This window comes from Faecalibacillus sp. TM498 (genome assembly GCF_020589955.1).
Lineage (GTDB): Bacteria > Bacillota_I > Bacilli_A > Erysipelotrichales > Coprobacillaceae > Faecalibacillus > Faecalibacillus intestinalis.
In genome coordinates this window covers 59,282-82,774 of the sequence record NZ_JAJDKB010000007.1, presented here as the reverse complement: position 1 = coordinate 82,774, position 23,493 = coordinate 59,282, and the positions used below count along the sequence as shown (strand labels likewise).

The following is a 23,493-nucleotide window of genomic DNA, read 5'->3' as shown; positions in this document are numbered from 1 at the left end:
TAAATATTTTCAAACTTTTTCATAAAATCACTTGAATTTTATATAGTTAGCTCCTCATAATGTTTAGGATCTAAATAATCCCTTATATCTTCTGATAATAAATTAAAAATAAGCACACAAATAAATAAAACAAGTCCTGGAAAAAACATCATCCATGGAGCCACTTGCATAAATTGTTTACTTTCATAAAGCATCGCTCCCCATTCAGGTTGTGGTGGCTGACTAGCAAGTCCTAAAAAACTTAAACCTGCAAGTGAAATCATCATATTTCCAATATCTAAAAAGGCTGTTACAAGTATTTGTGATAAAATATTAGTTAATAAATAACGAATGATTCTTTGCAGTGTTGGTACGCCCGACATTTTAGCCATCACTAAATAATTCTTTTTCTTTTCCTGTTTAACAAGGGCAAGTGTCAATCTTGCATATTTTGTCCACCAAATAAGTGCTAAAGCAAATACTGTATTAAAGAGACCTGCCCCGACGATTCCTACTATTGCAATGGCAAAAATCGTATCAGGAAAAGCAAGTAATCCATTAATTATATTATTAAAAAAAGATTCAACTTTATCATTAGACAAGCCTGCAATTAAGCCAACAATCATTCCAATAAAAACAATTAAAAACAACATCAAAAAAGTCAAACCAAAAGAAGTTTTTGCACCACAAAGAATACGACTAAAAACATCTCTTCCTAATTTATCTGTACCAAAAATATGTAAGAAACTTGGTGGTTGTAAAGAGAAATCATAATTAACTTTTAAAGGATCATAAGGCGCTAAAAAAGAGCCAAATAGAGCAATAAGTAATAATAAAACAGCAAGACCAATCTCAATTTTTAACTTTCTTTTCATTGAAACGCCTCCTTAATCGTGGATTTAATACTTGTTGAAAAATATCAACAAATAGATTAACAAAAACATAGATCAATGCCATATAAATTGCATAAGCTTGAATAATTGGATAATCACGATAACGAATAGCTTCTACAACCATGTTACCTAAACCTTGATATGAAAAAATTGTTTCAATAATGGCTGTTCCACCAAGTAAATGTCCAATAGAAAGACCTAATAAAGAAGAAAGTGTCGTAAAAACATGAGGTAAAACATGCTTTAATAAAATTTCTGATTGTTTCATTCCTCTTGCTTTGAGTCCAATAATATAATCTTGATTTAATTGTTCTAAAATAGCATTTTGAATCATTCTTGTATAAGAACAAATCAGCGGAAAACTTAAACAACAAACAGGTAAAACAAGACCTTTTAAACTACTTCCACTAATAACAGGAAACAATTGAATCTTTACTGAAAAAAGCAGAATTAAAAGAAGTGCTAACCAAAAATTAGGTAAAGATAAACCTAAAAAAGAGATATTTTTTAAAATAGAATTAATCAAACTATGACGATGAGTAGCACTATAAATTCCTAAAGGAATCGAAAAAGCTAAAACAACAACAAATGAAAATATCGCTAATTTTAAAGTATTTGGTAACTTTGATAACATTTGTTGATTCACATCTTGTCCATAATGATAAGAATAACCTAAATCACCATGAACAAAATCATTCAACCAGTCAACATAGCGAACAACAATATTTTTATCGAGACTCATTTCATGTCGTGTTTCATTTAAAACTTCCTCGCTAGGTGTAATTCCTTTAGATAAATAATACATTTCAGCACTATCACTAGGTGCCAGATCCGTCATCACAAAAGTAACAAGCGTTACAAAGAAAAGAACTGAAAATAATGATAAAATTCTTTTCATTATTTAATTGCGTGTATTAAGAATTGACGAATCAATTCTTTTCCTTCCTTTGTTTTTTCTTTAGAAAGTATTTGACTTTCAACTTGTTGAAAACCAATTTCTTTTAGAATTTCTATATCATATCGAGGACGCAAAACATAAGATAACTTTAATTCCTTAGCAATATTATCAATAATAGAAACATCAATTCCTTCCATATGTTGATGATCACTATGCCCTGACCTATTATAATCTCGATCTTGATAGTGATAATAATGATTACCATCAACATTTAAAAGATGCCCTTTATTTTTCAAGACTCTCAATATTTCCTTATAAGCTTGTACTGGCTTTTCTAAATTCCATGTCACATTACGTGTGATAACCAAATCAAAAGTTTCATCCTGAAAAGCTAAATTTTGAACATCCATTTTTTGAAATTCGACATTCGCTTTAAATTTACCTGCATTATTTCTTGCTTCCTCCAACATTTTGTCACTGTAATCAATACCGATAACTTGACATCCATAATTTGTAAGCATAACAGAAAAAAAGCCTGGTCCACATCCTAAGTCTAATACTTTCATTCCTTTATTTATTTTCAAATAAAAATTTATTAATTCTATCCATTTTTCTTGATCATGTAAAAGTTCTTCTTGGTTATCCAAAGAATAACCAAAAGAACGTTGATTCCAATAATCTGCAATTTTATTTAACTGAATTGTCATAAATTCTCCTTTATTTAACAAGATGATATATTTCCTGTAAAGAACATTGATATTTTAACGCTAATTTTTTAGCACTTTCATATTCTGGATAACATCTTTTTTCACCATCAATTTCTACTTCTTTTACTTGAAGTTTTCCAAGAGGTGTTTCGATTTCTTTAATTTGTCTTTTTAAAACAGTTCTTTGTTCCTTACGATAACGAATACCAATAGTTGTTGTTTGCGTAAAAATCACTTTTTGTAAGAGACCCATCTTTTCTTCATTACAAACGACCGTCAAGCGATAAGCTGGTCTATTTTTTTTCATAAAGATAGAAGTAAAGAAAACATCTAAAGCTCCTTGATCTAAAAGCTGTTCCATTACAAAACCAAGCATTTCTCCACTACAATCATCAATGTTGGTTTCCATGACTATAATTTCGTTTTTTTTTTAATTTCTCCAAGGGATACTTTTAAAACATTTGGAATTACCAAATCTTTTGTTCCTGTTCCCCAACCTACTTTTTGAACATTCATAGCAGGCATTGTAGTAAATTCACTCGCAATTTCTGCGATGATTGCAGCACCTGTTGGTGTAACAAGTTCTGTATCTACATCAATTTGTCGAGTGATAGCATTACTTGCTGCAAAGATTTCAGATGTTGCAGGTACAGGGACAGAAATCATCCCATGTGCACATTCAATAAATCCATAACCATCATTAACGACACTACTATAAATAACATCCGGATTGATTTTACATAATAAAATCGCTGTTCCAATAATATCAACAATAGAGTCAATGGCTCCTACTTCATGAAAATGAACATTTTCTAAAGTTTCATTATGGACTTTGCTTTCAGCTTTGGCAACTCTTAAAAAGATACGTTTAGCCAAATCTTTTGCTTTTTCGTCAATTTCACTTTCATCAATAATTTTATTAACATCGAATAAATTACGATGTTCATGATGATGGTGATGAGCGTGTTCATGATGTAAGTGTTCATGCTCATGTTCATGATGATGTTCATGTTCTAAATGAACATCAACATAAGTTCCTGTAATACCATTTTTCTTTTCTTTAGAAATATGGATATGATACCCATCTACATTTAATTTTTTTAATTCATTAACTAAATAATGAGGATCATCAATCAATTCAGATAACGCTCCTAAAGTCATATTTCCACTGATTCCACTACTACAATCAAAATATAATACTTTCACTATTTCTTTCCTCCTAAACAATTAATGGTATGGGCCATAAATCCTGCCCCAAATCCATTATCAATATTGACAACACTAACCCCACTCGCACAGCTATTAAGCATCGCAAGAAGAGCTGATAATCCTTCAAAATTAGCACCATAACCAATGGATGTCGGTACAGCAATAACTGGTTTATCAACCAGTCCTCCAACAACGGAAGCGAGGGCCCCTTCCATTCCTGCACAAACAACTAAAACATTTGCCCTTTGAATAGTATCTAAACGATGAAACAAACGATGAATACCGGCAACACCCACATCACTGACAAGTTCAACTTCATTACCTAAAAATTGAGCTGTAAGCATGGCTTCACGAGCAATCGGCAAGTCTGATGTTCCCGCACAAACAACAACAATTTTTCCTTTATTGATTTCTTTTTGATCTTCATCAATATAACAAATGTGCGATAAAGAATCATAAATCATTTGTGGAAATTCTTTTAAGATAGCTTCACTTTTTTCTTGGTCGACACGTGTAATTAAAATAGAATGGATATCATGGTCTAACATATTTTTTACAATCCCAATAATTTGTTCTTTGGTTTTACCAGCACCATAGATTACTTCATGATTTCCTGTTCTTTTTTTTCGATCATAATCAATCGTTGCATAATCTAAAGGCTGTTCAATCAGTTTTTGAGCTTGTTCAATTGTTAGTTCATTATTTTTAACCTTTTGTAGAATTTCTAATGTTTTCAATATCATAACCCCCACTTCTAATTCCTTCTAAATCAAGTGTTACAAATCTAAATCCAAGATTTTTAATATTTTGAATCAATTCTTTATTTTCAATGATTTTCATAAAATCTTCTGGTTCAACTTCAAGACGTGCCACATCTCCATGTACTCTTAAACGTACATGAAGCATTCCTAAATCATGTAAATATTTTTCACCTGTTTCAACAAGTTTTAATTTTTCTAAAGTAAGCTCTGTATTGTAGTCAAAACGAGAAGCCAGACAGGCATTGGATGGCTTATTATAAGTAGCAATACCAAGCTGTTTAGAATAATCTCTAATTTCCTGTTTTGCTAAATTATTATTCGCTAAAGGCGAAATAATACCTAATTCTTCACAAGCTTTTAATCCTGGTCGATACACTTTTTCATCATCTTTATTTTTCCCATCTAAAACATAAGCAAAGTCATGTTCTTTAGCAACGGCAATAACTTTTGACATAATGCTTCTTTTACAATGATAACAACGATCTTTATGATTAAAATGAAAAGCTTCTACGTCTAATGGATTGACTGATAAAACCACATGATTTGAATCTTTTAATTGTTCAAGAGCACCTTCAATGTCTTCTTTTGACATCATTGCTCCTCGACATAAAACAGGTAAAACATTTTCTTTTCCTAATGTTTCAAGAGCTACATGGAATAAAAAGTTGGAATCAACACCCCCACTATAAGCAATCGCAACTTTTCCATAATTTCTTAATTCTTCTTGTAATAATTCTAATTTATTCATATAAATCTCCCTAAACTCCTCTATGACTTCTACTTAAAGGCTTCATTTAACATTGAAAAAAGTTATATTTATTATTTTACTCAAAAAAATATCGTATACATAAGTAGTTTATAGTTTCAACTATAATCGATACTTCATGTATACGATATCCTCTATTTTTCTAATTTTTCAATCATAACAACAAGGTCATCAATATATTCAGATATTGATTTTGATGCAACACCTACGACTTGAGCACTGCATTTAGAAACAGGAATAAAATATTTACGCGCTTCACTTTCTCCAATAGCTTTTGCCATAGCTGGTGTAATTTCACCATACATTGAATTTGCAAAAGCAACTCCAATCGGACCAACAACAATAGAGGCATGTTTAACATTATAAACAACAGCATTTTCCCCCGTTGCAATAATATCAGCACCACCCTTTTTTAGCTGTGTTGTTGCCATACTATTGGTTCCAACACCAATGATGGTATATTCTGGATGCTTTTCTTTTAAAACTTGTATAATATTTTTTCCAATTCCTCCACCTTGTCCATCAATAACAACAATTTCCATTTTCCCTCCTGATATATAATAAACTTCTTGTTTATTTTCGATTTCGTATCTCTATATCTTATTCATGAAAATAATCAGTAATTTCTTGCATATGTTTACTCTGTTGAACATGAAATGGACATCATTTATCACAATGGTGACAAACAATACAATCACTTGCTTTTAAAGCTAAATGATGATAATGATCTGTAGCAAGTTCATCTTTTAAACGAGCAAGATCATAATATTATTAATCAAGGTAGTGTCTAACCCTTTTGAACAAGGATGACAATGTTTATAATAAACAAATTGATTACAATTTTCTAATATTGGAAATATTCTTAAAATTGAATAATCTTTTTCTACATCAGATACTTCTAAATAATGAAGAGTACGTGTTAAATCATCATTTCTAATTCCTGGCAAAACTGTTAAAATAGACAGTTTATCTAAAGCATACTGCATATATTGAGTTTCTGTCAAGGCTTAATGAAATAGTGACTCATCTTCTTCTCAAAGTTTTCCTCCACAAAAGGCTTTCATTACAGTAGTACCTACGCCTTCTTTTTTAAGACAACGATATAAATCCATACGTTCATCAAATTCATCAATGGCGAAGTCTTCAAACTTCAAATCATAAGCCGAATCAATACTAAACATGTCAATATCTAAAACGTGATGAACAAGTTTTAGCGAATGTGATGATAAATCAATATAATGAATAATCGCTTTTTTTAATCTAATATATAATCTAAAGCACCCTAATAGGTTTTAAATTCGTTGTCCAACCGTACTCTTCTGATGAATATTCAACACCAAAATGAATTTGTAAGTAAATTTGATTACTTCTTGATTTACTTATTCTAAAGAACCTACCCCTAAACTAATAATATTTATTTCTTCACTTCTATGTAGCAATTTTCTATATTCCGTTATTTTTCAAAATGACCTGCAACATCTTTTAAATATTGAATAATTGATAAATGTTGTGGACATACGCCTTCGCATTGACCACATTCAACACAGTCACTGGCTTTACCAAATGTTTTTGTTAAGTTGTTGTAGTATTCTCCTTGTGGTGTCCATCCTTTTTCTTCTACTTCTTGTAAATCTGCATTATATAATGAGAAGTATTTTGGAATGGCAATATTCATAGGACAACCATCAACACAATAAGCACATCCTGTACATGGGACAGTAATTGTTGAATTAATGGCAGTAACCGCTTTTTTAATTAAAGCATATTCTTCTTCATTTAATGGTTTAAAATCTTCCATATAACCTAAGTTATCTTCTAATTGTTCCATATTAGACATACCACTTAAAACCATCATAACGTTTTCTTGGCTTGCTGCAAAACGAATAGCCCAAGAAGGAATTGACATATCCGGATGATATTCTTTAAACATCTTTTCAACTTCTTCTGGTACTTTCGCAAGTGTTCCACCTTTTACAGGTTCCATAACGATAACAGGTTTATGATGTTTTGTAGCTACTTCATAACATTTTCTTGATTGAACGCCAACACTGTCCCAATCAAGATAGTTGATTTGTAGTTGTACAAATTCAAATTCTGGGTGTTCTGTTAGAACTTGATCAAGCAATTCAGGACCATCATGATAAGAAAAACCAATAGTTTTAACTAAACCTTTTTCTTTTTTATCTTGTATCCAGTTAAAGCAATCTAATTCATTATAAACTTCAATACTATGTGTATTAATATCATGTAATAAATAATAATCAAAATATTCTACACCTGTTTTTGAAAGTTGTTCATTAAAGATATGATCACGATCTTCTTTTGTTTTAATAAAACCTGAATGTAATTTTGTTGCAAGTGTATAAGCATCTCTTGGGTAACGTGATACAAGTGCTTCTTTGGCTGCATTTTCACTTGCAAATCCACAATACATCCATGCAGTATCAAAATATGTAAAACCTTTTTCGATAAATGTGTCAACCATCTTTTTTGTTTGTTCAATATCAATTTTTGAAGCATCATTTGGATCTAACGATGGTAAACGCATTAAACCAAAACCTAATTTCTTTTGACTCATTTCCTTTTTCCTCCTATTTATTTTCCTTAAATTAGCCTTCAAGTAAGTATTCTTACCTTTTATTATTTTATCATTCTTGCATAGTTGAGGCAAATACCTCTTTTAAATAGCGCACTATGTCTTTTAAGCATGGAACAGATTAATCATCTATTTCAATAAGTTCATATTCTCTTGAACCATATCCAAGTGCTGAGGCTGCTTCAATGGTATGAATACCATGACGAGATTCAATTCTTTCAATTAAATGATTTCTTCCCTTATCATTAGAAGCATAAACTAAATCAATACATGCTTGATCAATAGCAATTGGATCCGTTGAAATTAAAATACCAATATCATCCATACATGGATCTTCTGCCACTGCACAACAATCACAATCAACAGACATATTTTTCATAACATTGATATAAACAATGTTTCCTTTAAAATATTCATGAACTGACTTAGCTGCATCCGCCATTGATTCTAAAAACAAATCATGATCAGCTGTCCAAATCTTTTCAGGTTCTCCTGCCCCATGAATATAAGCTTTTCCATAAGATGAAGCACAACCAATTGAAAGTTGTTTTAAAGCGCCCCCATAACCACCCATTGGATGTCCTTTAAAATGAGATAAAACAATCATTCCATCATAGTTTTTCATATCTTTTCCAACATAGTTTTTTTGAATCACTTTTCCTTCAGGAATATCTAGAATCATATCAGGACCTTCTGCATCCATTAAATCTACATCAAAATATTTAGACCATCCATGTTTTTCAATTGTTTTTAAATGTTTTTCAGTTGTATTTCTAGATCCTTCATAAGCTGTATTACACTCCACAACTGTTCCGTTTAACTTATCAATAATTGGTCTCCAAAAATCAGGTTTTAAAAAGTTTTGATTTCCTTCTTCCCCTGAATGAAGTTTAACAGCAATCTTTCCTATTAATTCTTTTCCTAATACTTCATACATTTCTAAAACCTTTTCAGGTGTTATTATCCTTGTAAAATAAACTTTTGATTTCATAAGTAATCCTCCTTTCAAACAAACTATAAACCTAAACTTGAGTTTAGAGTCAAGAGGATTTTTAATATTTTTTTAAAGTTTTCGTTCTCTTAAAATACCATAATAATTTTTATCAACACATGTCCCTCTTTCTACAAAACCACGCATTGAATAATAATCTTCCAAAGTTTCATTTCCACGTAAAGAATCTAATCTTAAATATTCTTTTCCTTTTTACCAGAAGAAGCAAAACGTATCTATGAAGATTTAGGTGAAATGTCGCCTGCAAGTTATGCCTTACGTTTTGCTACTGGTTTTGATGGAATGATGATGGTTTTATCAGGAATGAGTGATATGGCACAAATGCAAGATAACTTAAGTTTCATGAAAGATTTTCAACCATTATCTACAAAAGAACAAGAAGCAGTTAAACAAGTCACAGAAATCTTCAAAAGTAAAAACTTTATTCCATGTATTGCTTGTCGTTACTGTATGGAAAAATGTCCAAAGAACATTGCTATTCCAGATTTATTTGCCTGCTTAAACGCTAAAAAAGTTTATGGAGATTGGAACAGTGATTACTACTACAGTTAAAAATGCAAAAGCAAGTGAATGTTTAAAATGTGGTTTATGTGAACAAATTTGTCCACAACATTTACATATTAGAGATTTACTTGTAGAAGTTGCTCAAACTTTTAAAAAAATCAAATAACCAAAAAGAGAAATCGTAACGATTTCTCTTTTTAGATAAGTTTTAAATATTTAAAAGCATTATATAAACCATCTTGATCTACATCATCCGTTACATAACTTGCTATTTGTTTAACTTCATCATTTCCATTATCCATCGCTACAGAAAAACCACAAGCCTTAAACATTGGAATATCAACCACACCATCACCAAATGCAATAGCATCTTTAGGATCAACATTTAAATATTTTAATAAAAGATGAATTGAATTTTCTTTATCAAATCCTTTAGCACGCGTTGCTCCATATAAAGCAAGTTCACCTTTACCGCCCCATGTATCAACCGTCATATCTGAAAATTCTTCTTTAGCATCTAAAAAGTCTTGATAAGATTTTAAAACAAATGCTGTTTTATTAACATCATCTCTAAATAAATTTTCTCCACTTATCATATGTCTTGAAAGTGGTGGTAAAGGTTTATCTGAGTAATCTTCTTCTAATCCATAAATATATTTATATCTTGTTAATCGTGATTTTTCTTCATAACCTTCACTTAAAAACATTCCATCATTACATTCTAAGCGGAAAGCTAAATCTCTTTCGTTACACCAATTTACAAAACGTGTGCATTGTTCTAAAGTTAATGGTTGATGAAAGATTACTTCATTATTATATTCAACATAGCAACCATTTCCATAGATAACACCATCAAAGTTTAAATCCATATCTCTTGCTTCTATTTCACATCGACTACATCCTGTACAAATAATAATCTTGTGTCCATTCTTTTGTGCTTGTTCTACTGCTTTTTTAGCTGAAGCAGGTAATTTTGTTTTATAATCAATTAATGTTCCATCAACATCTAAAAATAAATATTTCATATTCAATTTCCTTCCCTTATTTTATTGTATCTAGAAAAGAAAACGTTTTTAATAAAATATGACATTAATTTTACAATCTTCCATTTTAATAAAAAACAAAAGGAATCCTTTAGATTCCTCTAGTACATCCTTGAGCCATTTTTTATATTACCGACGAGTCAAAACCATCACTCGTCATCATAGGATGTTTTAAAATATTCATCTATATTATAAATATTTACAGATAAAAAACTATTACTTTATAATCATGTTCATACTATTTGATCAAAAAAGTTATTAAAGATATAAAAGAAAAAGACACTCACAATAATATTAAACATTTTATTAAGGACAAAGCTGTTCATGATAAAACAAATACATTAAAGAAAAGAAAATATGAAGAAAAAGAAATAGATGAGCGTGATTACCCTATTCAAAAAATTGAAGAAACACAAAGAACTGTTGCAATAGAAAGCTACTCAAGAACAAAAAGATCAGTTAAAGAAAAAAAAAAGACAACGAAAACAATCCAAGTTAAAAGAACACCAATCAATAGTAGCTAATGAATTTTCTAAAATAAAATAAAATAGAAAATTTAATATTATAAAAACAAAATCTCAACCTAACATACAAAAAAACAACAAGATAAAGTTTAAATTAAAAAACAGTAATAAATCAAAAAAAAGTTTCTTGCCATCAAATAAAGATGATAATTTTTTTTCAATAAAGGAAACTCATAATAATAATTACAAAAATAGAATGAAATCTCATATGCTCAAACAACATAGATTAAAACTTAAAAATAGTCCTGTTGATTCAAAAATCAATCATAATGTCTTTTCTGCATCAAAAGTGATTAAAAAACCTTTACTTTTTTTATCTAAAACATTAAATGAATTATCGAAGCTATGGAGTTATGGAACAGGATTGATTTTGATCTTAGTTATATGTCTTTTTATTGGTGTTTTCGGAAGCCTTAGCAATAACAATAACATCAACACTGAAAACTCTCCTTTAAGTGCTGAAGTATTGGCATATGAAGGCATCATTACTCAATATGCTATTCAATATGGTATTGAAGAATATGTTCCAATTATAGAAGCTATTATGATGCAAGAATCTGGTGGTAAAGGAAATGATCCTATGCAAGCTGCTGAATGTGGATTTAATACAAAATATCCACACGTGCCAAATGGAATTGAAGATCCTGTTTATTCTATAGAGGTTGGTATTCAAAACTTTGCTAATTGTTTGGCTACAGCTAAAGTATTAAACATCAACGATAATAACAATCTTTATTTGGCACTACAAGGTTACAATTATGGAAAAGCATATATCACTTGGGCATACGATTTATTTGGATGTTATTCTAAAGCAAATGCTAAAGTTTATTCTGACAACAAGAAAAGTGAATTAAAAATAAAAGTATTTGGTGATCCTGAATACGTTGAACATGTTTTAAGATATTATCATTTTGGAAACAGTAATATTATTGAGATTGCAAAAAAAAATTGGAAATAAAGGTGGAGAAAAATACTGGAGATGGTACGGTTTTAATCAACGAGTAAATTGGTGTGCGATATTTGTGTCATGGTGTGCTAATGGAAGTGGCATCATTAATAATTCAATTCCAAGATTTTCTTTATGTACAGATGGAGAAAAATGGTATAAAGACCATAACAAATGGAAAAATAAATCATGCATACCTCAAACAGGTGATATTATCTTTTTTGATTGGAACGGTGATGGCCATGTTCAACATGTCGGAATCGTTGAAAAAGTAGAAAACGACAAGGTATGTACTATTGAAGGAAACAGCAAAGACGAGGTAAGAAATAAAAATTATTCTTTGACTAATAAGTCAATTTATGGTTATGGATCTGTCAATTAAAAAGAAGCTATTTATATGTCACCCACTATCTAATAGAAAGTAGATGACAAATTAGCTTCTGGCTACACCCCCCAAGCCCCTGTAGAATGAATAACGCCAGTACTGGATATCAAAAATCCCGCACCGGCGTTATTTAAAATATTTTGTTTTTAATCTTCAACACTCTCTACTGAAACTTCTTTTTTCTTCCTAATGATGCCATTTTCCTTCCTTACGATCATTCACAAGGCCGCATCCTACCAATATCTTCATATGATGGGATAAAGTTGGCTGGGTAATTTCAAATCTTTCCAAAAGTTTACACCCGCACTTCTCCATCCGACAGCATCTGTACAATTTCCAGCCGGTTCGCATCGCCCAAAGCCTTGCATATCAAAGCCACATCCATTGCATTCATATTGATACCTCACATTGATCATTGTCTATGTTCAATATAATATATACATAGATATTTATCAATGTATGTGTTTTAAAAAAAGAGAATCAAGTTTTTGATTCTCTTCATACATTCATTATAGCTTTTATCATCCATTTTATTTGCCCCAAACAGCCGCTGCATTCGACCTTACAAGCAGTTCTTCCACAGGCAGACCAATCGGACAAATATCATGACAAGATAACGACTTCCCGCATCCCTCAAAATATTTCTTCTTATATTCAGCAGAAATCTCATTCAAATGAGTGCTTTCCTGTTCATCATTCAGAATCCGAAATGCGTTGACTGCAGCAACAGCACCTGCGAAAGTCCCATTTGCAGAGAAGTTAGGACACACTTCAAGGCAGCAGCCACACATCAGACAGCGTGCCGACTGGTATCTCGGTTCATGTGTCCACGGATTCATATAAGCTTCACTTTCAAGCCAAAGGTTCAGTTTTTTCAAATTTTCAAACAGAATTGACCGGTCAACGATCAAATCTCTTACAAGCGGAAATTTGCTTAAAGGTTCCAAGGTGATTGTAGAACCTTTTAACGTATGTAGAAATGTAGAGCATGCCAGCCTCGGACGTTCGTTAATCAGCATGGCGCAAGCCCCACATTTTCGCACCATACAGCTACATTCCCAGCTGATGGGAGTAACTATATTCCCTGAATTATCTTTCAAAGGGGTTCTACTGTTCAATTCCTTTAGAACATTGGCAACAGAGTTGTTTTTGCTTCCGTCAAACTCAAATTCCTGCCAATAACTGTCTGATTTCTGACTCTCCTGCCGCCTGATTCTTATTTTATATACCAAGTGAATCACCGCCTTTCTGGAACAGGTACAAAGGAAATCTGTATCTGCTTTCCATCAAATCTGGCTACCGTTGTTTTAAGGTAATCATCGTCATTGCTCTTCGGATAATCCTCCCGCCAGTGTGCACCACGGCTTTCTTTTCTTGCAAGAGCACTCTTTAGAACTGCCATACCAAGCAATGGAAGATTTCCTGTCAGCGCTTGTACCGTTTGAATCCCATTTAACAATGTATTCTCATTTCTGACAACGCCCATAGTATCCTGCATCACTTTGTTTAATTGCTTTATTTCTGAAATTTGAGACGCTGGTGGAACATCTATCTGTGTCGCACAAGATAGATCTACTACATCTGCCTGTTCACATGCTGATTTTGCCGCAACACGTCCTCCGTATAACGCTCCTAACAGAGAATTTCCACCAAGACGGTTGGCACCATGATATTGGGCACAGCATTCTCCGGCAGCGTAAAGATTCTGAATCGGCGTTCTGTGCTGCTCATCCACCAGAATGCCTCCCATAAAATAGTGAATTCCCGGTAAAACAGACACCGGTTCCTTTCGTATATCTTTATGCAGATAGGTCATACAATCGTCTGCCAGACCAGATAGCTTATTTGAAATAATCTCCTCCGATATTTCTGTCATGTCAAGAAATACCTCTGATTCATGGCTGACCTTCCATATCTCTCTGGCGGTAATATCTCGTGGCATCAGATTTCCAAGCTCCGGGTATTTTTCCTCCATGAAATACCATTGTTTTCCATCTTTCATGGCAAACAACCTGCCACCTTCCCCTCTGGCCGCCTCGCTGATGAGCATGCGTTTTCCACCACATTTCACAGTTGTCGGATGGTACTGGATCATCTCGCCATTTGCCAGAGGAACACCAAGCCGGAACAATTCTGCGGTGACTTCTCCTGTATTGCTCAGCGAACCCGTTGTATTTCCAAACAATCCGTGCATACCACCGGTGGCAACAATAACCGCATCCCCCGGTAATTCCACAGTCTCCTGACTGTATTCATCCCTGATTACGCAGCCACAACAAATATTGCCACACAGACGAAGTGTTAGGAAAGAATGATGGTTGAACCGTTCTACCATACCAGATGCTTCTTTCCTGCGAACAGCGTCTATCATAGCTGTCATGATCTGCTTCCCGGTATCGCTCTGTGCAAAAGCAGTCCGTTTCTTTTTCTGCCCGCCAAAATTCCGCAGATCCACATCATAATAGCCACTCATGTTAAATTTAACTCCAAGTTTTAGCAGCCAGTGCACCAGCTCCGGTGCTGCCTGTGTCATTCCCCAAACTGCATTTGGATCTGCCAGACCACATGCTGCCTTTATTGTATCTGTAAAATGTTCTTCGGGACTGTCGTTTTCATCTTTTGTATTCAAAGCTGCGTTGATACCGCCCTCCGCCATAACAGACTGTGCCCGCTCTGACGGAAGGGAGGAAACCAGTTTTACATTGCATCCATTTTCCGCTGCCTGCAAAGCCGCTGAAAGTCCTGCCAGTCCAGCACCTATAATAATAATTGTCTTACTCATAGATATTGCCACCCAATATAATATAAAATAACCGCTCCCGCTATAAAAAGAAGAAGTACCGAAAGAATCAAATAAATATCGCTCCTTCGTTCTTTATAACTAATGATTCCCAGTGATACAAGCAATGGGCGTATATTGATAAAAATATGAACAAAGATTGCCGCTACGAACAAAAGCTGAGTTACCATCTTTACAGTTGTAAAAGGGAACAAAATATATGTCCCATTCTGCACCTTTCCAAACAAGCCAATATGGAATAACAGCAGAATCAGTATTGCCATCCCACTGGCTCGTCTCGCCCAAAATATGGCGTTCTGTTTCAGATACATTTTTCCTGATTGCTTCGCTGTCTGTAAACTCTGAACTGTCAGGATGACACCAATCACCGTATGCACAACAAGAATACCAACACCAATCCATGCAAGAAGTTTCCCTGCACTACTTCCAACTCCGTTTAGCATAAAGCTGCCCATGATTCCATGAATCATAAAAATGAGAAGCATTAAAACAGACAAAATCGTATTCCATTTTCTCATAAATTCCCGCTCACCTCATTTCTTCGCTGTCCATGATCATATAGTCCATCTGTGTTAGCGTTGTAACGTCAATAAAATCATCCGATGCCAGGAATACATCATACTTTCCACTTACCACTCTTGATAGCATCATTGTGTTACTGTACTCTTTCAGATCTACGGAAAAACCGGCCTGTTTCAACCTGTCACAGAGTTTCTTAGCATAACTGACAAGCGGATAATCCGTCTCAGATACATATAACCGAAAACTAATGTCCGTTTTCATGAGATCTGTTTCATTTGTTTCCGAATCGTCCAATGCCAATTCTTTTAATTTATTCCGGGTGTTCTCGTTGTCGAGACCATCTGACATCATATTAATACCGAGAACATAAGAGCCTTCCAACTGTGCGGAGGCTTGAGACGCCTTTTTTGACTTCGGTGTTGCTCCTGTGACTGCATCAATCATAGAAGGCGGTGAATGTAAAATGACACCAAAACCTACAAGAAAAACAATCGTAACAACTAACAGAATCAGTTTTCGTTTCACATTTCCACCTCATTTCCTATTTTTTCAAAATTCTCATTGCGTTCAAAACAGCAATTATGGTAACGCCTACATCACCAAATACAGCTTCCCACATTCCCGCAATACCAAGAGCGCCAAGAATCAGGAACACACTCTTAATCCCAAGAGCAATCACTATATTCTGCATGACAATTTGTTTTGTCGCTTTTGCTACTTCAATCGCGTCCACCAGCTTAGACGGTTCATCTGTCATCAGAACTACATCTGCTGCTTCAATGGCCGCATCCGAACCAAGCCCACCCATTGCAATACCAACATCTGCACGGGCAAGGACAGGAGCGTCATTGATACCATCACCAACAAAAGCCAATTTGCTTCCCGGTCTCTTTTTACTATCTAAAAGCTCAACCTTTTCCACTTTTTGGTCAGGAAGCAGCTGTGCATAATATTTATCCAACTGCAATTCTTCTGCAACAGACTTCCCAATTTTTTCATCATCACCGGTAAGCATGACTGTTTTTTCCACTCCGATATGTTTCAGGTCAGAAATTGCTTTTTTACTGTCCGGCTTCACTTCATCTGTTATCAAAATACATCCTGCATATTGACCATCTACAGCCAAATAAACTTTTGTACCTGCTTTTTCACAGGTTGTGTACTCTATACATTCTGTATCCATAAGTTTCGTATTGCCAGCAAAAACTTTCTTTTCCCCTGCCATTACACTGATTCCATATCCTGAAATTTCCTTATAATCAGAAATCACTGACTGATCAATTTCTTTTTCATAAACAGCAAGAATGGATTTTGCAATAGGATGGTTAGAAAAACTCTCTGCCTCTGCCGCATACTCCAGAACCTGTTCTTTTGAAAATCCATTTGCAGGCAAAATATCCGTCACATTGAAAACACCTTTTGTAAGTGTTCCGGTTTTATCGAACACAATAACGCTGACATTATTAAGTGCCTCTAAATAATTGCTTCCTTTTACAAGAACACCTCGTTTAGATGCTGCACCAATGCCGCCGAAGAAAGTCAGCGGAATTGAAATAACCAATGCACATGGACAAGATACCACAAGGAAAACAAATCCTCTGCGAATCCACTCTGTCCAGCCTCCGCCAAGAATGATCGGTGGCAGAATCGCCAGAAAAGCTGCTAAGATTACAACCACAGGTGTATAATAACGTGCAAATGTAGTAATAAAATTTTCTGTTGGTGCTTTTCGGCTTGACGCATTTTCCACAAGATCAATAATCTTTGAAGCCGTAGATTCACCAAATGCTTTTGTTGTCTTAATCATTAAGACACCTGTCTGATTCATACAACCGGAAAGTGCTTCGTCTCCTTTATGAACACTTCTCGGAACTGATTCTCCTGTTAAGGCCCTTGTATCCAGCATAGAATCTCCATCCAATACCACACCGTCTAATGGAATTTTTTCACCAGGCTTTACAATAATAATCTCACCAATGGAGACATTTTCTGGAGATATGGTAATCAATTCCCCATTTCTTCTTACTGTAGCAGAATCTGGACGTATATCCATTAAGTCTGATATAGATTTTCTGGAACGCTTAACAGCCAATGACTGAAAAAATTCACCTACCTGATAGAATAGCATAACAGCAACTGCTTCTGGATATTCACCAATGACAAAAGCCCCAATCGTAGAAACACTCATCAAAAAATGTTCATCAAATACACGCCCCTTTGAAACGTTCCTCACAGCCTGCCATACAACATCTCCACCAAGAATAACATAAGAAACAATGAGAAAAGCTAACTCGATAGGCAGTGGCACTTTCGCAAAAACAGTCAATGCCATACCAATGGCATAGATTGCTGCACCAGTCGCTAAACGAACTGTCAACTTCTTATCCTCATTGTTATAGGATTCATTGGCCTCCTGCTTTTTTCCCGGTATATAAGATTCCTGTACAATTTCAGAAACTTCCACATCTGGCTCATGGCTATGAACAATCGTTTCAATCTGACTGGCTATCGTATCTGCGGCTGTCTGAGCAACATTGATTGTAAGCGTCTGCTTCATCAGATTTAACACTGAGGATTGCACTCCATCCAACTCTCCGACTTCTTTTTCAATTTTTGCAGAACAATTCGGACAATCCAATCCTTTTAACGAATAACTCTTTGTAACATTCATAACGGTTTCTTCCTGAACTTCCACATCTGGCTCATGGCTGTGGACAATCGTTTCAATCTGACTGGCTATTGTATTTGCGGCAGCTGGAGCAACATTGATTGTCAGCGTCTGCTTCATCAGATTTAACACTGAGGATTGCACTCCATCCAACTCTCCGACTTCTTTTTCAATTTTTGCAGAACAATTTGGACAGTCCAACCCTTTTAATAGAAATATGCGTTTCATGATAATCTCCTTATAATTTGTTTAATTGTTCAATTACTCAACTATAATGTTAAAAAATATTATTTCTGCCAAAGATGCTCAAATCCCTTGTCAATAATCTCTTTCACATGATCATCTGCCAGCGAGTAGTAAACTATCTGTGCTTCTTTACGGAATTTTACCAGATTCGCTAGGCGTAATGCCTTTAACTGATGCGAAATTGCAGATTTTGTTACCCCCAGTAGCACTGCAAGATCACATACACACATCTCACTCTGTTCTAGAGCGTGTAAGATTTGTACTCTAGTTCCATCTCCAAATAGCTTAAACAAAGAAGCCAACTGGATATAATCATCTTTGGGCTGCATCTTGGATTTCACATCATTCACAATATCCTCATGAATTACATCGCAATTACAAATATAAGACGTTTTTGACATATATTCACCTCCAAATAATAATAGTTGAACAATTACTCAACTATTACTATACTTATTTTTAAATTTATGTCAATAAGCTGATGTTAGTTCCCCATAAATTTTACAATTAAAACCAGCTCTTTATTCTTTTCTTAATCTTTTTTTCCCAGTATACCGTTTTGGCTTTCTTGTCACACTTCCTGTAAATTCCGATTTGCACTTCAAATCGTTTTCTTTATTCTATCATAGCATCCATTATTTCGCCATCAGTCTTTCGAACCAGGTATCCATGACAATGATAAACCGGCCTACTCCTGGCAATTCTTGCAGCATTTCGTCAAGAGTTTTCTGTTTCACATATTTCTGCACATACGCCCAACAGGCAATGCTACTGGCTTCTGATACAATGTCAGCTATGGTTTTGCGCATAAGCTCTTCAAATTCAGTAATTTCTTCTTTGGGGACAACATCATACAGTGTTGGTGCCTGATGACTTATTTTTATTCCATTTTCATTTGCATCTTTAAGCAAATTCTTAACTTTTTCTCTTGAATTCTCCGGTACTTTCATGTACTCCCACATAAATGCTATCACATCGGACGGTGTGTCTTTCTTTAGTGGTGGTAACTGAATATAATCATTGTTTTTGCTCATTTTCATATCCTCCTCACGATATAATAAAATCAATAATACGTTCTCTTGTCATGTCCAGTACAGCATCTACGAACACTCCTGCAAACAGGATCAGATACAGAATAACACTCAGCGAAAACAGAAATGCAACCTGTACCCAATCATGGTAACAGTATGCAGTCGCTATGATCAACAAAGTGAATATAAATCCAAGGATCCCTCTAACAACCGCATAAGTCTGTACTGTCATTTTTACTGTCAGGCCGATCACAAAAAGGATCAGCCATACCGGCAGTAATAATATCTTTCCAGCAAGTTTTAAAATAAACATGTGCACCTCCTATCTTACCAGTCCTGGCATATAATGGTTCACCTCTGCCTGATAATATCCGTTCATCGTTGACGGTGCATTAAACAGGGCTGCTAATAAATATTTCTTGATGTTCTTCACCTTTGTGGTGTTACCACTCATACAGTGTAAGACATACGTTTAATATAGGATGTTTCCGTTTTTCCCTCATCTGCATAGATACCAACAAGCGTCCAGTCCTTATTCTCACGAACCTTCTTCTCATAGTAATCTTTCTGTGCTTCAAAGCTACTCGCCTGTTACTCCATATCCGTAGATACTCTGGCATAAACTGCTACCCTTGTAATCTTGAGTTTTATTGCTGTTTCAGGCAGTTTTGCAATCGGCTCTATCTTTCTTTTGTCAAAAGCCTCCTGCACATAGAATCCGGGAGCCTCCACCGATTTCATTGGTGGGTCAAATCTCTCTATCAATTTTTTATGTATCTCCGTATATTCTTCTAAGGTTATCTCCCCTGCAAACATCATATTCGTAAATATCCATTTTGCAGTACGGTACTGCACTTCCACATCCAAACGCTCCATTGCTATCATCCTTTCTGAAATCTGAAGTAGTACAAGTAAGTATCAGAAGTCCAGAAAAGTCAAGCATTATATGATTTAACGCAAGAAAACATTTTAACGACTGCAAAAGCTATTGTTAAAGGGGTTTCAAAACACTCAGAGCATTTTTTCCTTTTATAAAATATGTGCGAAATATGTCTGTCCTAAAAAATTCTGAACACAAGGTAAAAATACCAAGACTACCAGTAACCAAGCCATTTCAAAAATTATAACGATGAACCCTCAATCGAACATATGTATTATTCTGGTAATATCCTTGTTATTGAAATTGCGAAAAATGAAATTGGAAATAAAGGTGGTGAAAAATACTGGAGATGGTATGGTTTTAATCAACGAGTAAATTGGTGTGCAATATTTCTGTCTTGGTGTGCTAATGAAAGTGGAACAATTAATGATACAATTCCAAGATTTTCTTTATGTACAGATGGAGTAAAATGGTACAAAGATCATAGCAAATGGAAAAATAAATCATACATTCCTCAAACAGGTGATATTATCTTTTTTGATTGGAACGGCGACGGCCATGTTCAACATGTCGGAATCGTTGAAAAAGTAGAAAACGACAAGGTATATACTATTGAAGGAAACAGCAAAGACGAGGTAAGAAATAAAAACTATTCTTTGACTAATAAATCAATTTATGGTTATGGATCTGTCAATTAAAAAGAAGCTATTTATATGTCACCTGCTATCTAATAGAAAGTGACTGACAAATAAGCTTCTTTCTTTTTTTAAATCATTTTAAACTTTATAGTCCTCTAATAATATTCAAATAATCTTGTCTTTGATCAACAAAAGCATAAATAATAACTTCTTTTTTTTCTTCACTAACTTTGTAGAATGCTAAATTCTTTTCTAATATTAGAACTCTGTAACCTTGTCTTTTTAAAACTGCATATCTAGGCAACGTTCCAATATAGGGATTATCTTCTAAAAGTAAGATAGTGTTTTCAATATAATCTAACTTTTCTAAAGCAAATTCATTACCAAAATGATTTGCTAAATACAAAACAGTATGTCTAATTCCTTCATCTGCCTTATCTGTTCGAATAATATTATACTTCATAATTACTTACCTTTTAATATCATTCTTAAATCATCAAATGTCTCATTTATAGGAGCAACTCGTCCATTTTTTACATCATCTTCAGCTTCAGCAAGTGTTTCTAATAATTCAATATGAGCCTTCATATTTTGATATTCTTCAAAAGAAAGAGATACAGTATCTCCCTTACCATGTACAGTAATGATTACCGCTTCTTTATCTTCTCTACATTGTTTAGAAATTTCATTATAATGATTTCTTAAATCTGCGGATGGTCTAATTGTTTCTCGTAGGTTTGCCATAAAAATCCCTCCCATACTATTATAGGCAAATTATATCATTTAATGTCTATGCTTTCAAATTTAAATTTAAAATTTAATAAACAAAAAAGAGGAAATAATTTAATTTTCCTCTACAAAATCTTAAAAATTTTAATGTCTAAAATTTTTTTTATTAAACAAGAAAAATATTATAATAGACATAATCATAAGTAATAACCAATATTCAGGATTATAATAATCTCCTGTTTTTAATTTTTGATTATCCTTGTAATTAGATGTTTGACTGAAATTTTTTTCTTTCTTAAAATTCTCATCATTACTAGGAATTTTATCATCAGGCTCTTCTTTTGAATCATCATCTGGTTCTTCATCAATTCCAGGTCTTATTATTGAATATTTCGGTTCAACATCTACATCATAATCCTCTTCATATGATCCGTCATCTTCTTTTTCAAGAAATGGGATTGAAATAATAAAAGGTTCCGATTTATATGCAAATTCACTTTCATTATGTTCATAAATTAAATAAATCCCATAATCTAAATCTCTAAAAGTCGCCTCTCCTTTTTGATTTGTTATTACCTCTTCATCATAATCAATATTATTCTTTTGGATATAATCCATCAATTTAGTGGCAACTCCATTTTGCTCAGATGCTGTCATATCTTTATTAATTGTAACAAGTTTAGAATATTTTTCTAACACATGATAATTATTTCCATCATAATCTGCTATTTTTATCAACGCAATATGATCACCACTAATGTTAGATAGATGATTATTCACATCTAAATAATAACTATGGATTGTCAAAGAATCATGATTTTGGGCATAAACATTATTAATTGAAAGAGAAAATAAGCAGGTAAATACAAGAATAAACATTCTTTTTGCATTTATCATGTTATCGCCTCCTCCAAATAAATATAATAATTCCTATAATAATAAAACTTAAAAATGCTAATTTTACCTCATAAGGAATATGTATACCATTATTGACCTCATTCGGTGTTTTCTTTATCGCTTCTTTATAATCTGTTCTTTTTCCTCTTACAAGCAATCTATGCGTATTAACAGAATAAGGTGTACAAGTAACAAGCGTAACATAATCTTCATCATCTACAATTTCAATATCATCCGTTTGAGAGGGCAATACTGTTTTAATTTGATCTACTTCATAAGCTAACGTATCACCTAGAACAGAAATATAGAAAATATCTCCAACTTTCATCTTGTCAAGATCTGTAAACAGCTTTGAATTTGGTAATCCTCTATGCCCAGATAAAACAGCATGCGTACTTGTTCCACCTATAGGCAAAGAAGAACCTTCCATATGCCCCACACCTTTTTGTAAAACACCATTATTTGTTGAATGATAAATAGGTAACTTCACATCAATCTTAGGTATTTGTAGATAAGCCATCATGCCATCACTAGAAACATTAAGCAAATTCATGTATTCTTCACTTGGTTTACCTGTTGTAGAAAATGGATCATATAATTTAGTATTTACTAATGATTGATTATATTCCTGTGCTTCTTTTAACATTTTATTTTTTGTAGCTTTATCTATTCCTTTAACTTCATCATTGTAAGAAGTTATAGCTTTCGAGCTATGTATTCTTCCTAGGTAATCACTTACTGTTGGATAAAGCAATACACCTAGGAAAAACACTAATAAAATAGCTCTAATAACATCAAATAATTTGATTTTTCTTAATATATCTTTCATACATTTAATATCTATGAGATACTTTAATTA

Annotated in this window: 33 protein-coding genes and 1 pseudogene; 6 read left to right on the top strand and 28 right to left on the bottom strand. The window is 33.5% G+C overall.

From position 1 onward, the window contains the following. Positions 1 to 38: 38 nt before the first annotated feature. From LJD32_RS03820 to LJD32_RS03770, 12 genes are all read right to left on the bottom strand, one after another. Positions 39 to 854 carry an ABC transporter permease gene (locus LJD32_RS03820; protein ID WP_227391881.1) on the bottom strand — a complete coding sequence of 272 codons (816 nt, stop codon included), beginning with the start codon at positions 852 to 854 and terminating at the stop codon, positions 39 to 41. After that, positions 832 to 1,770 carry an ABC transporter permease gene (locus tag LJD32_RS03815; protein WP_227391880.1) on the bottom strand — a complete coding sequence of 313 codons (939 nt, stop codon included), beginning with the start codon at positions 1,768 to 1,770 and terminating at the stop codon, positions 832 to 834. The genes LJD32_RS03820 and LJD32_RS03815 overlap by 23 nt, the downstream gene beginning before the upstream one ends. Further along, on the bottom strand, positions 1,770 to 2,477 hold the full coding sequence (locus LJD32_RS03810; RefSeq protein ID WP_227391879.1) for a class I SAM-dependent methyltransferase: 708 nt from the start codon (positions 2,475 to 2,477) through the stop codon (positions 1,770 to 1,772). The genes LJD32_RS03815 and LJD32_RS03810 overlap by 1 nt, the downstream gene beginning before the upstream one ends. Before the next feature lie 10 nt (positions 2,478 to 2,487). Beyond that, a complete protein-coding gene (locus tag LJD32_RS15600; RefSeq protein WP_264472061.1) occupies positions 2,488 to 2,886 on the bottom strand; it encodes a LarC family nickel insertion protein in 399 nt (132 codons plus the stop codon). A 2-nt stretch (positions 2,887 to 2,888) separates the two neighbouring features. Beyond that, a complete protein-coding gene (locus tag LJD32_RS15595; protein WP_256186556.1) occupies positions 2,889 to 3,683 on the bottom strand; it encodes a LarC family nickel insertion protein in 795 nt (264 codons plus the stop codon). Continuing rightward, positions 3,683 to 4,423 (bottom strand): nickel pincer cofactor biosynthesis protein LarB, encoded by a 741-nt coding sequence (gene larB / locus LJD32_RS03800; RefSeq protein WP_412531056.1) that lies wholly within the window; start codon positions 4,421 to 4,423, stop codon positions 3,683 to 3,685. The genes LJD32_RS15595 and larB overlap by 1 nt, the downstream gene beginning before the upstream one ends. Further along, complete coding sequence (gene larE / locus LJD32_RS03795) at positions 4,392 to 5,195, bottom strand: ATP-dependent sacrificial sulfur transferase LarE (protein ID WP_227391877.1); 804 nt, start codon at positions 5,193 to 5,195, stop codon at positions 4,392 to 4,394. Before larE ends, larB begins: the two co-directional genes overlap by 32 nt. A 152-nt stretch (positions 5,196 to 5,347) precedes the next feature. After that, positions 5,348 to 5,755 (bottom strand): DUF3842 family protein, encoded by a 408-nt coding sequence (locus LJD32_RS03790; protein WP_022001580.1) that lies wholly within the window; start codon positions 5,753 to 5,755, stop codon positions 5,348 to 5,350. Between the two features lie 204 nt (positions 5,756 to 5,959). Beyond that, positions 5,960 to 6,199, bottom strand: coding sequence for a hypothetical protein (locus LJD32_RS03785; RefSeq protein ID WP_227391876.1), 240 nt, complete (start codon positions 6,197 to 6,199; stop codon positions 5,960 to 5,962). A gap of 48 nt (positions 6,200 to 6,247) precedes the next feature. Then, positions 6,248 to 6,394: a hypothetical protein gene (locus tag LJD32_RS03780; RefSeq protein WP_227391875.1), complete on the bottom strand. Its 147-nt coding sequence runs from the start codon at positions 6,392 to 6,394 to the stop codon at positions 6,248 to 6,250. Positions 6,395 to 6,666: 272 nt separating this feature from the next. Next, positions 6,667 to 7,791, bottom strand: coding sequence for an aldo/keto reductase (locus LJD32_RS03775; RefSeq protein WP_227391874.1), 1,125 nt, complete (start codon positions 7,789 to 7,791; stop codon positions 6,667 to 6,669). Between the two features lie 139 nt (positions 7,792 to 7,930). Next, positions 7,931 to 8,800 (bottom strand): DUF362 domain-containing protein, encoded by an 870-nt coding sequence (locus LJD32_RS03770; protein ID WP_227391873.1) that lies wholly within the window; start codon positions 8,798 to 8,800, stop codon positions 7,931 to 7,933. A gap of 198 nt (positions 8,801 to 8,998) precedes the next feature. On the opposite strand from LJD32_RS03770, the gene LJD32_RS03765 reads away from it, so the two are divergent. Next, complete coding sequence (locus LJD32_RS03765) at positions 8,999 to 9,373, top strand: aldo/keto reductase (RefSeq protein ID WP_412531058.1); 375 nt, start codon at positions 8,999 to 9,001, stop codon at positions 9,371 to 9,373. Further along, positions 9,354 to 9,491 (top strand): 4Fe-4S dicluster domain-containing protein, encoded by a 138-nt coding sequence (locus LJD32_RS03760; protein WP_227391871.1) that lies wholly within the window; start codon positions 9,354 to 9,356, stop codon positions 9,489 to 9,491. Before LJD32_RS03765 ends, LJD32_RS03760 begins: the two co-directional genes overlap by 20 nt. Before the next feature lie 31 nt (positions 9,492 to 9,522). Here the strand turns inward: LJD32_RS03760 and LJD32_RS03755 are convergent, their stop codons facing one another. After that, positions 9,523 to 10,350 (bottom strand): HAD family hydrolase, encoded by an 828-nt coding sequence (locus tag LJD32_RS03755; RefSeq protein WP_227391870.1) that lies wholly within the window; start codon positions 10,348 to 10,350, stop codon positions 9,523 to 9,525. A gap of 260 nt (positions 10,351 to 10,610) precedes the next feature. Between LJD32_RS03755 and LJD32_RS03750 the strand changes: the two genes are divergently transcribed. The 3 genes from LJD32_RS03750 to LJD32_RS03740 all read left to right on the top strand — a co-directional run bounded on the left by LJD32_RS03750 (position 10,611) and on the right by LJD32_RS03740 (position 12,220). Beyond that, complete coding sequence (locus LJD32_RS03750) at positions 10,611 to 10,892, top strand: hypothetical protein (protein WP_227391869.1); 282 nt, start codon at positions 10,611 to 10,613, stop codon at positions 10,890 to 10,892. Between the two features lie 208 nt (positions 10,893 to 11,100). Beyond that, positions 11,101 to 11,850: a lysozyme family protein gene (locus tag LJD32_RS03745; RefSeq protein ID WP_175300829.1), complete on the top strand. Its 750-nt coding sequence runs from the start codon at positions 11,101 to 11,103 to the stop codon at positions 11,848 to 11,850. Beyond that, the gene (locus tag LJD32_RS03740; RefSeq protein ID WP_167693762.1) at positions 11,804 to 12,220 is read left to right on the top strand and encodes a CHAP domain-containing protein; all 417 of its coding nucleotides are present in this window, start codon (positions 11,804 to 11,806) and stop codon (positions 12,218 to 12,220) included. Before LJD32_RS03745 ends, LJD32_RS03740 begins: the two co-directional genes overlap by 47 nt. A 189-nt stretch (positions 12,221 to 12,409) precedes the next feature. Here LJD32_RS03740 and LJD32_RS15450 read toward each other — a convergent pair whose 3' ends face one another. The 11 genes and pseudogenes from LJD32_RS15450 to LJD32_RS03680 all read right to left on the bottom strand — a co-directional run bounded on the left by LJD32_RS15450 (position 12,410) and on the right by LJD32_RS03680 (position 20,366). After that, complete coding sequence (locus tag LJD32_RS15450) at positions 12,410 to 12,538, bottom strand: metalloregulator ArsR/SmtB family transcription factor (protein ID WP_317990090.1); 129 nt, start codon at positions 12,536 to 12,538, stop codon at positions 12,410 to 12,412. Positions 12,539 to 12,753: 215 nt separating this feature from the next. Then, on the bottom strand, positions 12,754 to 13,464 hold the full coding sequence (locus tag LJD32_RS03730) for a succinate dehydrogenase/fumarate reductase iron-sulfur subunit (RefSeq protein ID WP_227391868.1): 711 nt from the start codon (positions 13,462 to 13,464) through the stop codon (positions 12,754 to 12,756). Next, the gene (locus LJD32_RS03725; RefSeq protein ID WP_227391867.1) at positions 13,461 to 15,005 is read right to left on the bottom strand and encodes an FAD-dependent oxidoreductase; all 1,545 of its coding nucleotides are present in this window, start codon (positions 15,003 to 15,005) and stop codon (positions 13,461 to 13,463) included. Before LJD32_RS03725 ends, LJD32_RS03730 begins: the two co-directional genes overlap by 4 nt. Next, positions 15,002 to 15,541: a hypothetical protein gene (locus LJD32_RS03720; protein WP_025579815.1), complete on the bottom strand. Its 540-nt coding sequence runs from the start codon at positions 15,539 to 15,541 to the stop codon at positions 15,002 to 15,004. The genes LJD32_RS03725 and LJD32_RS03720 overlap by 4 nt, the downstream gene beginning before the upstream one ends. A gap of 10 nt (positions 15,542 to 15,551) precedes the next feature. Then, the gene (locus tag LJD32_RS03715) at positions 15,552 to 16,070 is read right to left on the bottom strand and encodes a DUF6921 family protein (RefSeq protein WP_032091292.1); all 519 of its coding nucleotides are present in this window, start codon (positions 16,068 to 16,070) and stop codon (positions 15,552 to 15,554) included. A 16-nt stretch (positions 16,071 to 16,086) separates the two neighbouring features. Further along, entirely contained in the window at positions 16,087 to 18,444 is a 2,358-nt protein-coding gene (locus LJD32_RS03710) for a heavy metal translocating P-type ATPase (RefSeq protein WP_412531057.1), read from the bottom strand. 56 nt (positions 18,445 to 18,500) lie between these two features. After that, positions 18,501 to 18,860: an ArsR/SmtB family transcription factor gene (locus tag LJD32_RS03700; RefSeq protein ID WP_015512809.1), complete on the bottom strand. Its 360-nt coding sequence runs from the start codon at positions 18,858 to 18,860 to the stop codon at positions 18,501 to 18,503. Between the two features lie 234 nt (positions 18,861 to 19,094). Continuing rightward, positions 19,095 to 19,493 carry a hypothetical protein gene (locus LJD32_RS03695; protein WP_227391866.1) on the bottom strand — a complete coding sequence of 133 codons (399 nt, stop codon included), beginning with the start codon at positions 19,491 to 19,493 and terminating at the stop codon, positions 19,095 to 19,097. 13 nt (positions 19,494 to 19,506) lie between these two features. After that, entirely contained in the window at positions 19,507 to 19,803 is a 297-nt protein-coding gene (locus LJD32_RS03690) for a hypothetical protein (protein WP_227391865.1), read from the bottom strand. Positions 19,804 to 19,812: 9 nt separating this feature from the next. Then, positions 19,813 to 19,959, bottom strand: a pseudogene (locus tag LJD32_RS03685) (DUF6017 domain-containing protein); the annotation flags it as partial. Between the two features lie 122 nt (positions 19,960 to 20,081). Further along, entirely contained in the window at positions 20,082 to 20,366 is a 285-nt protein-coding gene (locus LJD32_RS03680) for an SHOCT domain-containing protein (RefSeq protein WP_032091296.1), read from the bottom strand. 273 nt (positions 20,367 to 20,639) lie between these two features. Here LJD32_RS03680 and LJD32_RS03675 point away from each other — a divergent pair, with 273 nt between their 5' ends. After that, a complete protein-coding gene (locus tag LJD32_RS03675; RefSeq protein WP_227391864.1) occupies positions 20,640 to 21,068 on the top strand; it encodes a CHAP domain-containing protein in 429 nt (142 codons plus the stop codon). Between the two features lie 85 nt (positions 21,069 to 21,153). On the opposite strand, the gene LJD32_RS03670 is transcribed toward LJD32_RS03675, so the two are convergent. From LJD32_RS03670 to LJD32_RS03655, 4 genes are all read right to left on the bottom strand, one after another. After that, positions 21,154 to 21,471, bottom strand: coding sequence for a type II toxin-antitoxin system RelE/ParE family toxin (locus LJD32_RS03670; RefSeq protein ID WP_227391863.1), 318 nt, complete (start codon positions 21,469 to 21,471; stop codon positions 21,154 to 21,156). A gap of 2 nt (positions 21,472 to 21,473) precedes the next feature. Then, a complete protein-coding gene (locus tag LJD32_RS03665) occupies positions 21,474 to 21,752 on the bottom strand; it encodes a type II toxin-antitoxin system Phd/YefM family antitoxin (RefSeq protein ID WP_032091299.1) in 279 nt (92 codons plus the stop codon). A 129-nt stretch (positions 21,753 to 21,881) separates the two neighbouring features. Continuing rightward, positions 21,882 to 22,634, bottom strand: a complete 753-nt coding sequence (locus LJD32_RS03660; RefSeq protein ID WP_227391862.1) for a pilin N-terminal domain-containing protein — start codon at positions 22,632 to 22,634, stop codon at positions 21,882 to 21,884. Between the two features lies 1 nt (position 22,635). After that, positions 22,636 to 23,463, bottom strand: a complete 828-nt coding sequence (locus LJD32_RS03655; protein ID WP_117480905.1) for a class C sortase — start codon at positions 23,461 to 23,463, stop codon at positions 22,636 to 22,638. Positions 23,464 to 23,493 lie beyond the last annotated feature (30 nt).

What these genes read in the sequence shown, in the direction of transcription:
- LJD32_RS03820 (WP_227391881.1), bottom strand. Translation starts at nt 854, where the DNA reads ATGAAAAGAAAGTTAAAAATTGAGATTGGTCTTGCTGTTTTATTATTA.
- LJD32_RS03815 (WP_227391880.1), bottom strand. Translation starts at nt 1,770, where the DNA reads ATGAAAAGAATTTTATCATTATTTTCAGTTCTTTTCTTTGTAACGCTT.
- LJD32_RS15450 (WP_317990090.1), bottom strand. Translation starts at nt 12,538, where the DNA reads ATGGAGAAGTGCGGGTGTAAACTTTTGGAAAGATTTGAAATTACCCAG.
- LJD32_RS03660 (WP_227391862.1), bottom strand. Translation starts at nt 22,634, where the DNA reads ATGATAAATGCAAAAAGAATGTTTATTCTTGTATTTACCTGCTTATTT.
- LJD32_RS03745 (WP_175300829.1), top strand. Translation starts at nt 11,101, where the DNA reads ATGCTCAAACAACATAGATTAAAACTTAAAAATAGTCCTGTTGATTCA.
- LJD32_RS03790 (WP_022001580.1), bottom strand. Translation starts at nt 5,755, where the DNA reads ATGGAAATTGTTGTTATTGATGGACAAGGTGGAGGAATTGGAAAAAAT.
- LJD32_RS15600 (WP_264472061.1), bottom strand. Translation starts at nt 2,886, where the DNA reads ATGGAAACCAACATTGATGATTGTAGTGGAGAAATGCTTGGTTTTGTA.
- LJD32_RS03775 (WP_227391874.1), bottom strand. Translation starts at nt 7,791, where the DNA reads ATGAGTCAAAAGAAATTAGGTTTTGGTTTAATGCGTTTACCATCGTTA.
- LJD32_RS03665 (WP_032091299.1), bottom strand. Translation starts at nt 21,752, where the DNA reads ATGGCAAACCTACGAGAAACAATTAGACCATCCGCAGATTTAAGAAAT.
- LJD32_RS03810 (WP_227391879.1), bottom strand. Translation starts at nt 2,477, where the DNA reads ATGACAATTCAGTTAAATAAAATTGCAGATTATTGGAATCAACGTTCT.
- LJD32_RS03780 (WP_227391875.1), bottom strand. Translation starts at nt 6,394, where the DNA reads ATGTTTAGTATTGATTCGGCTTATGATTTGAAGTTTGAAGACTTCGCC.
- LJD32_RS03700 (WP_015512809.1), bottom strand. Translation starts at nt 18,860, where the DNA reads ATGTCAAAAACGTCTTATATTTGTAATTGCGATGTAATTCATGAGGAT.
- LJD32_RS03755 (WP_227391870.1), bottom strand. Translation starts at nt 10,350, where the DNA reads ATGAAATATTTATTTTTAGATGTTGATGGAACATTAATTGATTATAAA.
- LJD32_RS03785 (WP_227391876.1), bottom strand. Translation starts at nt 6,199, where the DNA reads ATGCAGTATGCTTTAGATAAACTGTCTATTTTAACAGTTTTGCCAGGA.
- LJD32_RS03670 (WP_227391863.1), bottom strand. Translation starts at nt 21,471, where the DNA reads ATGAAGTATAATATTATTCGAACAGATAAGGCAGATGAAGGAATTAGA.
- LJD32_RS03720 (WP_025579815.1), bottom strand. Translation starts at nt 15,541, where the DNA reads ATGAGAAAATGGAATACGATTTTGTCTGTTTTAATGCTTCTCATTTTT.
- LJD32_RS03680 (WP_032091296.1), bottom strand. Translation starts at nt 20,366, where the DNA reads ATGGAGCGTTTGGATGTGGAAGTGCAGTACCGTACTGCAAAATGGATA.
- LJD32_RS03695 (WP_227391866.1), bottom strand. Translation starts at nt 19,493, where the DNA reads ATGAGCAAAAACAATGATTATATTCAGTTACCACCACTAAAGAAAGAC.
- LJD32_RS03770 (WP_227391873.1), bottom strand. Translation starts at nt 8,800, where the DNA reads ATGAAATCAAAAGTTTATTTTACAAGGATAATAACACCTGAAAAGGTT.
- LJD32_RS03690 (WP_227391865.1), bottom strand. Translation starts at nt 19,803, where the DNA reads ATGTTTATTTTAAAACTTGCTGGAAAGATATTATTACTGCCGGTATGG.
- LJD32_RS03725 (WP_227391867.1), bottom strand. Translation starts at nt 15,005, where the DNA reads ATGAGTAAGACAATTATTATTATAGGTGCTGGACTGGCAGGACTTTCA.
- LJD32_RS03655 (WP_117480905.1), bottom strand. Translation starts at nt 23,463, where the DNA reads ATGAAAGATATATTAAGAAAAATCAAATTATTTGATGTTATTAGAGCT.
- larE (WP_227391877.1), bottom strand. Translation starts at nt 5,195, where the DNA reads ATGAATAAATTAGAATTATTACAAGAAGAATTAAGAAATTATGGAAAA.
- LJD32_RS03675 (WP_227391864.1), top strand. Translation starts at nt 20,640, where the DNA reads ATGTATTATTCTGGTAATATCCTTGTTATTGAAATTGCGAAAAATGAA.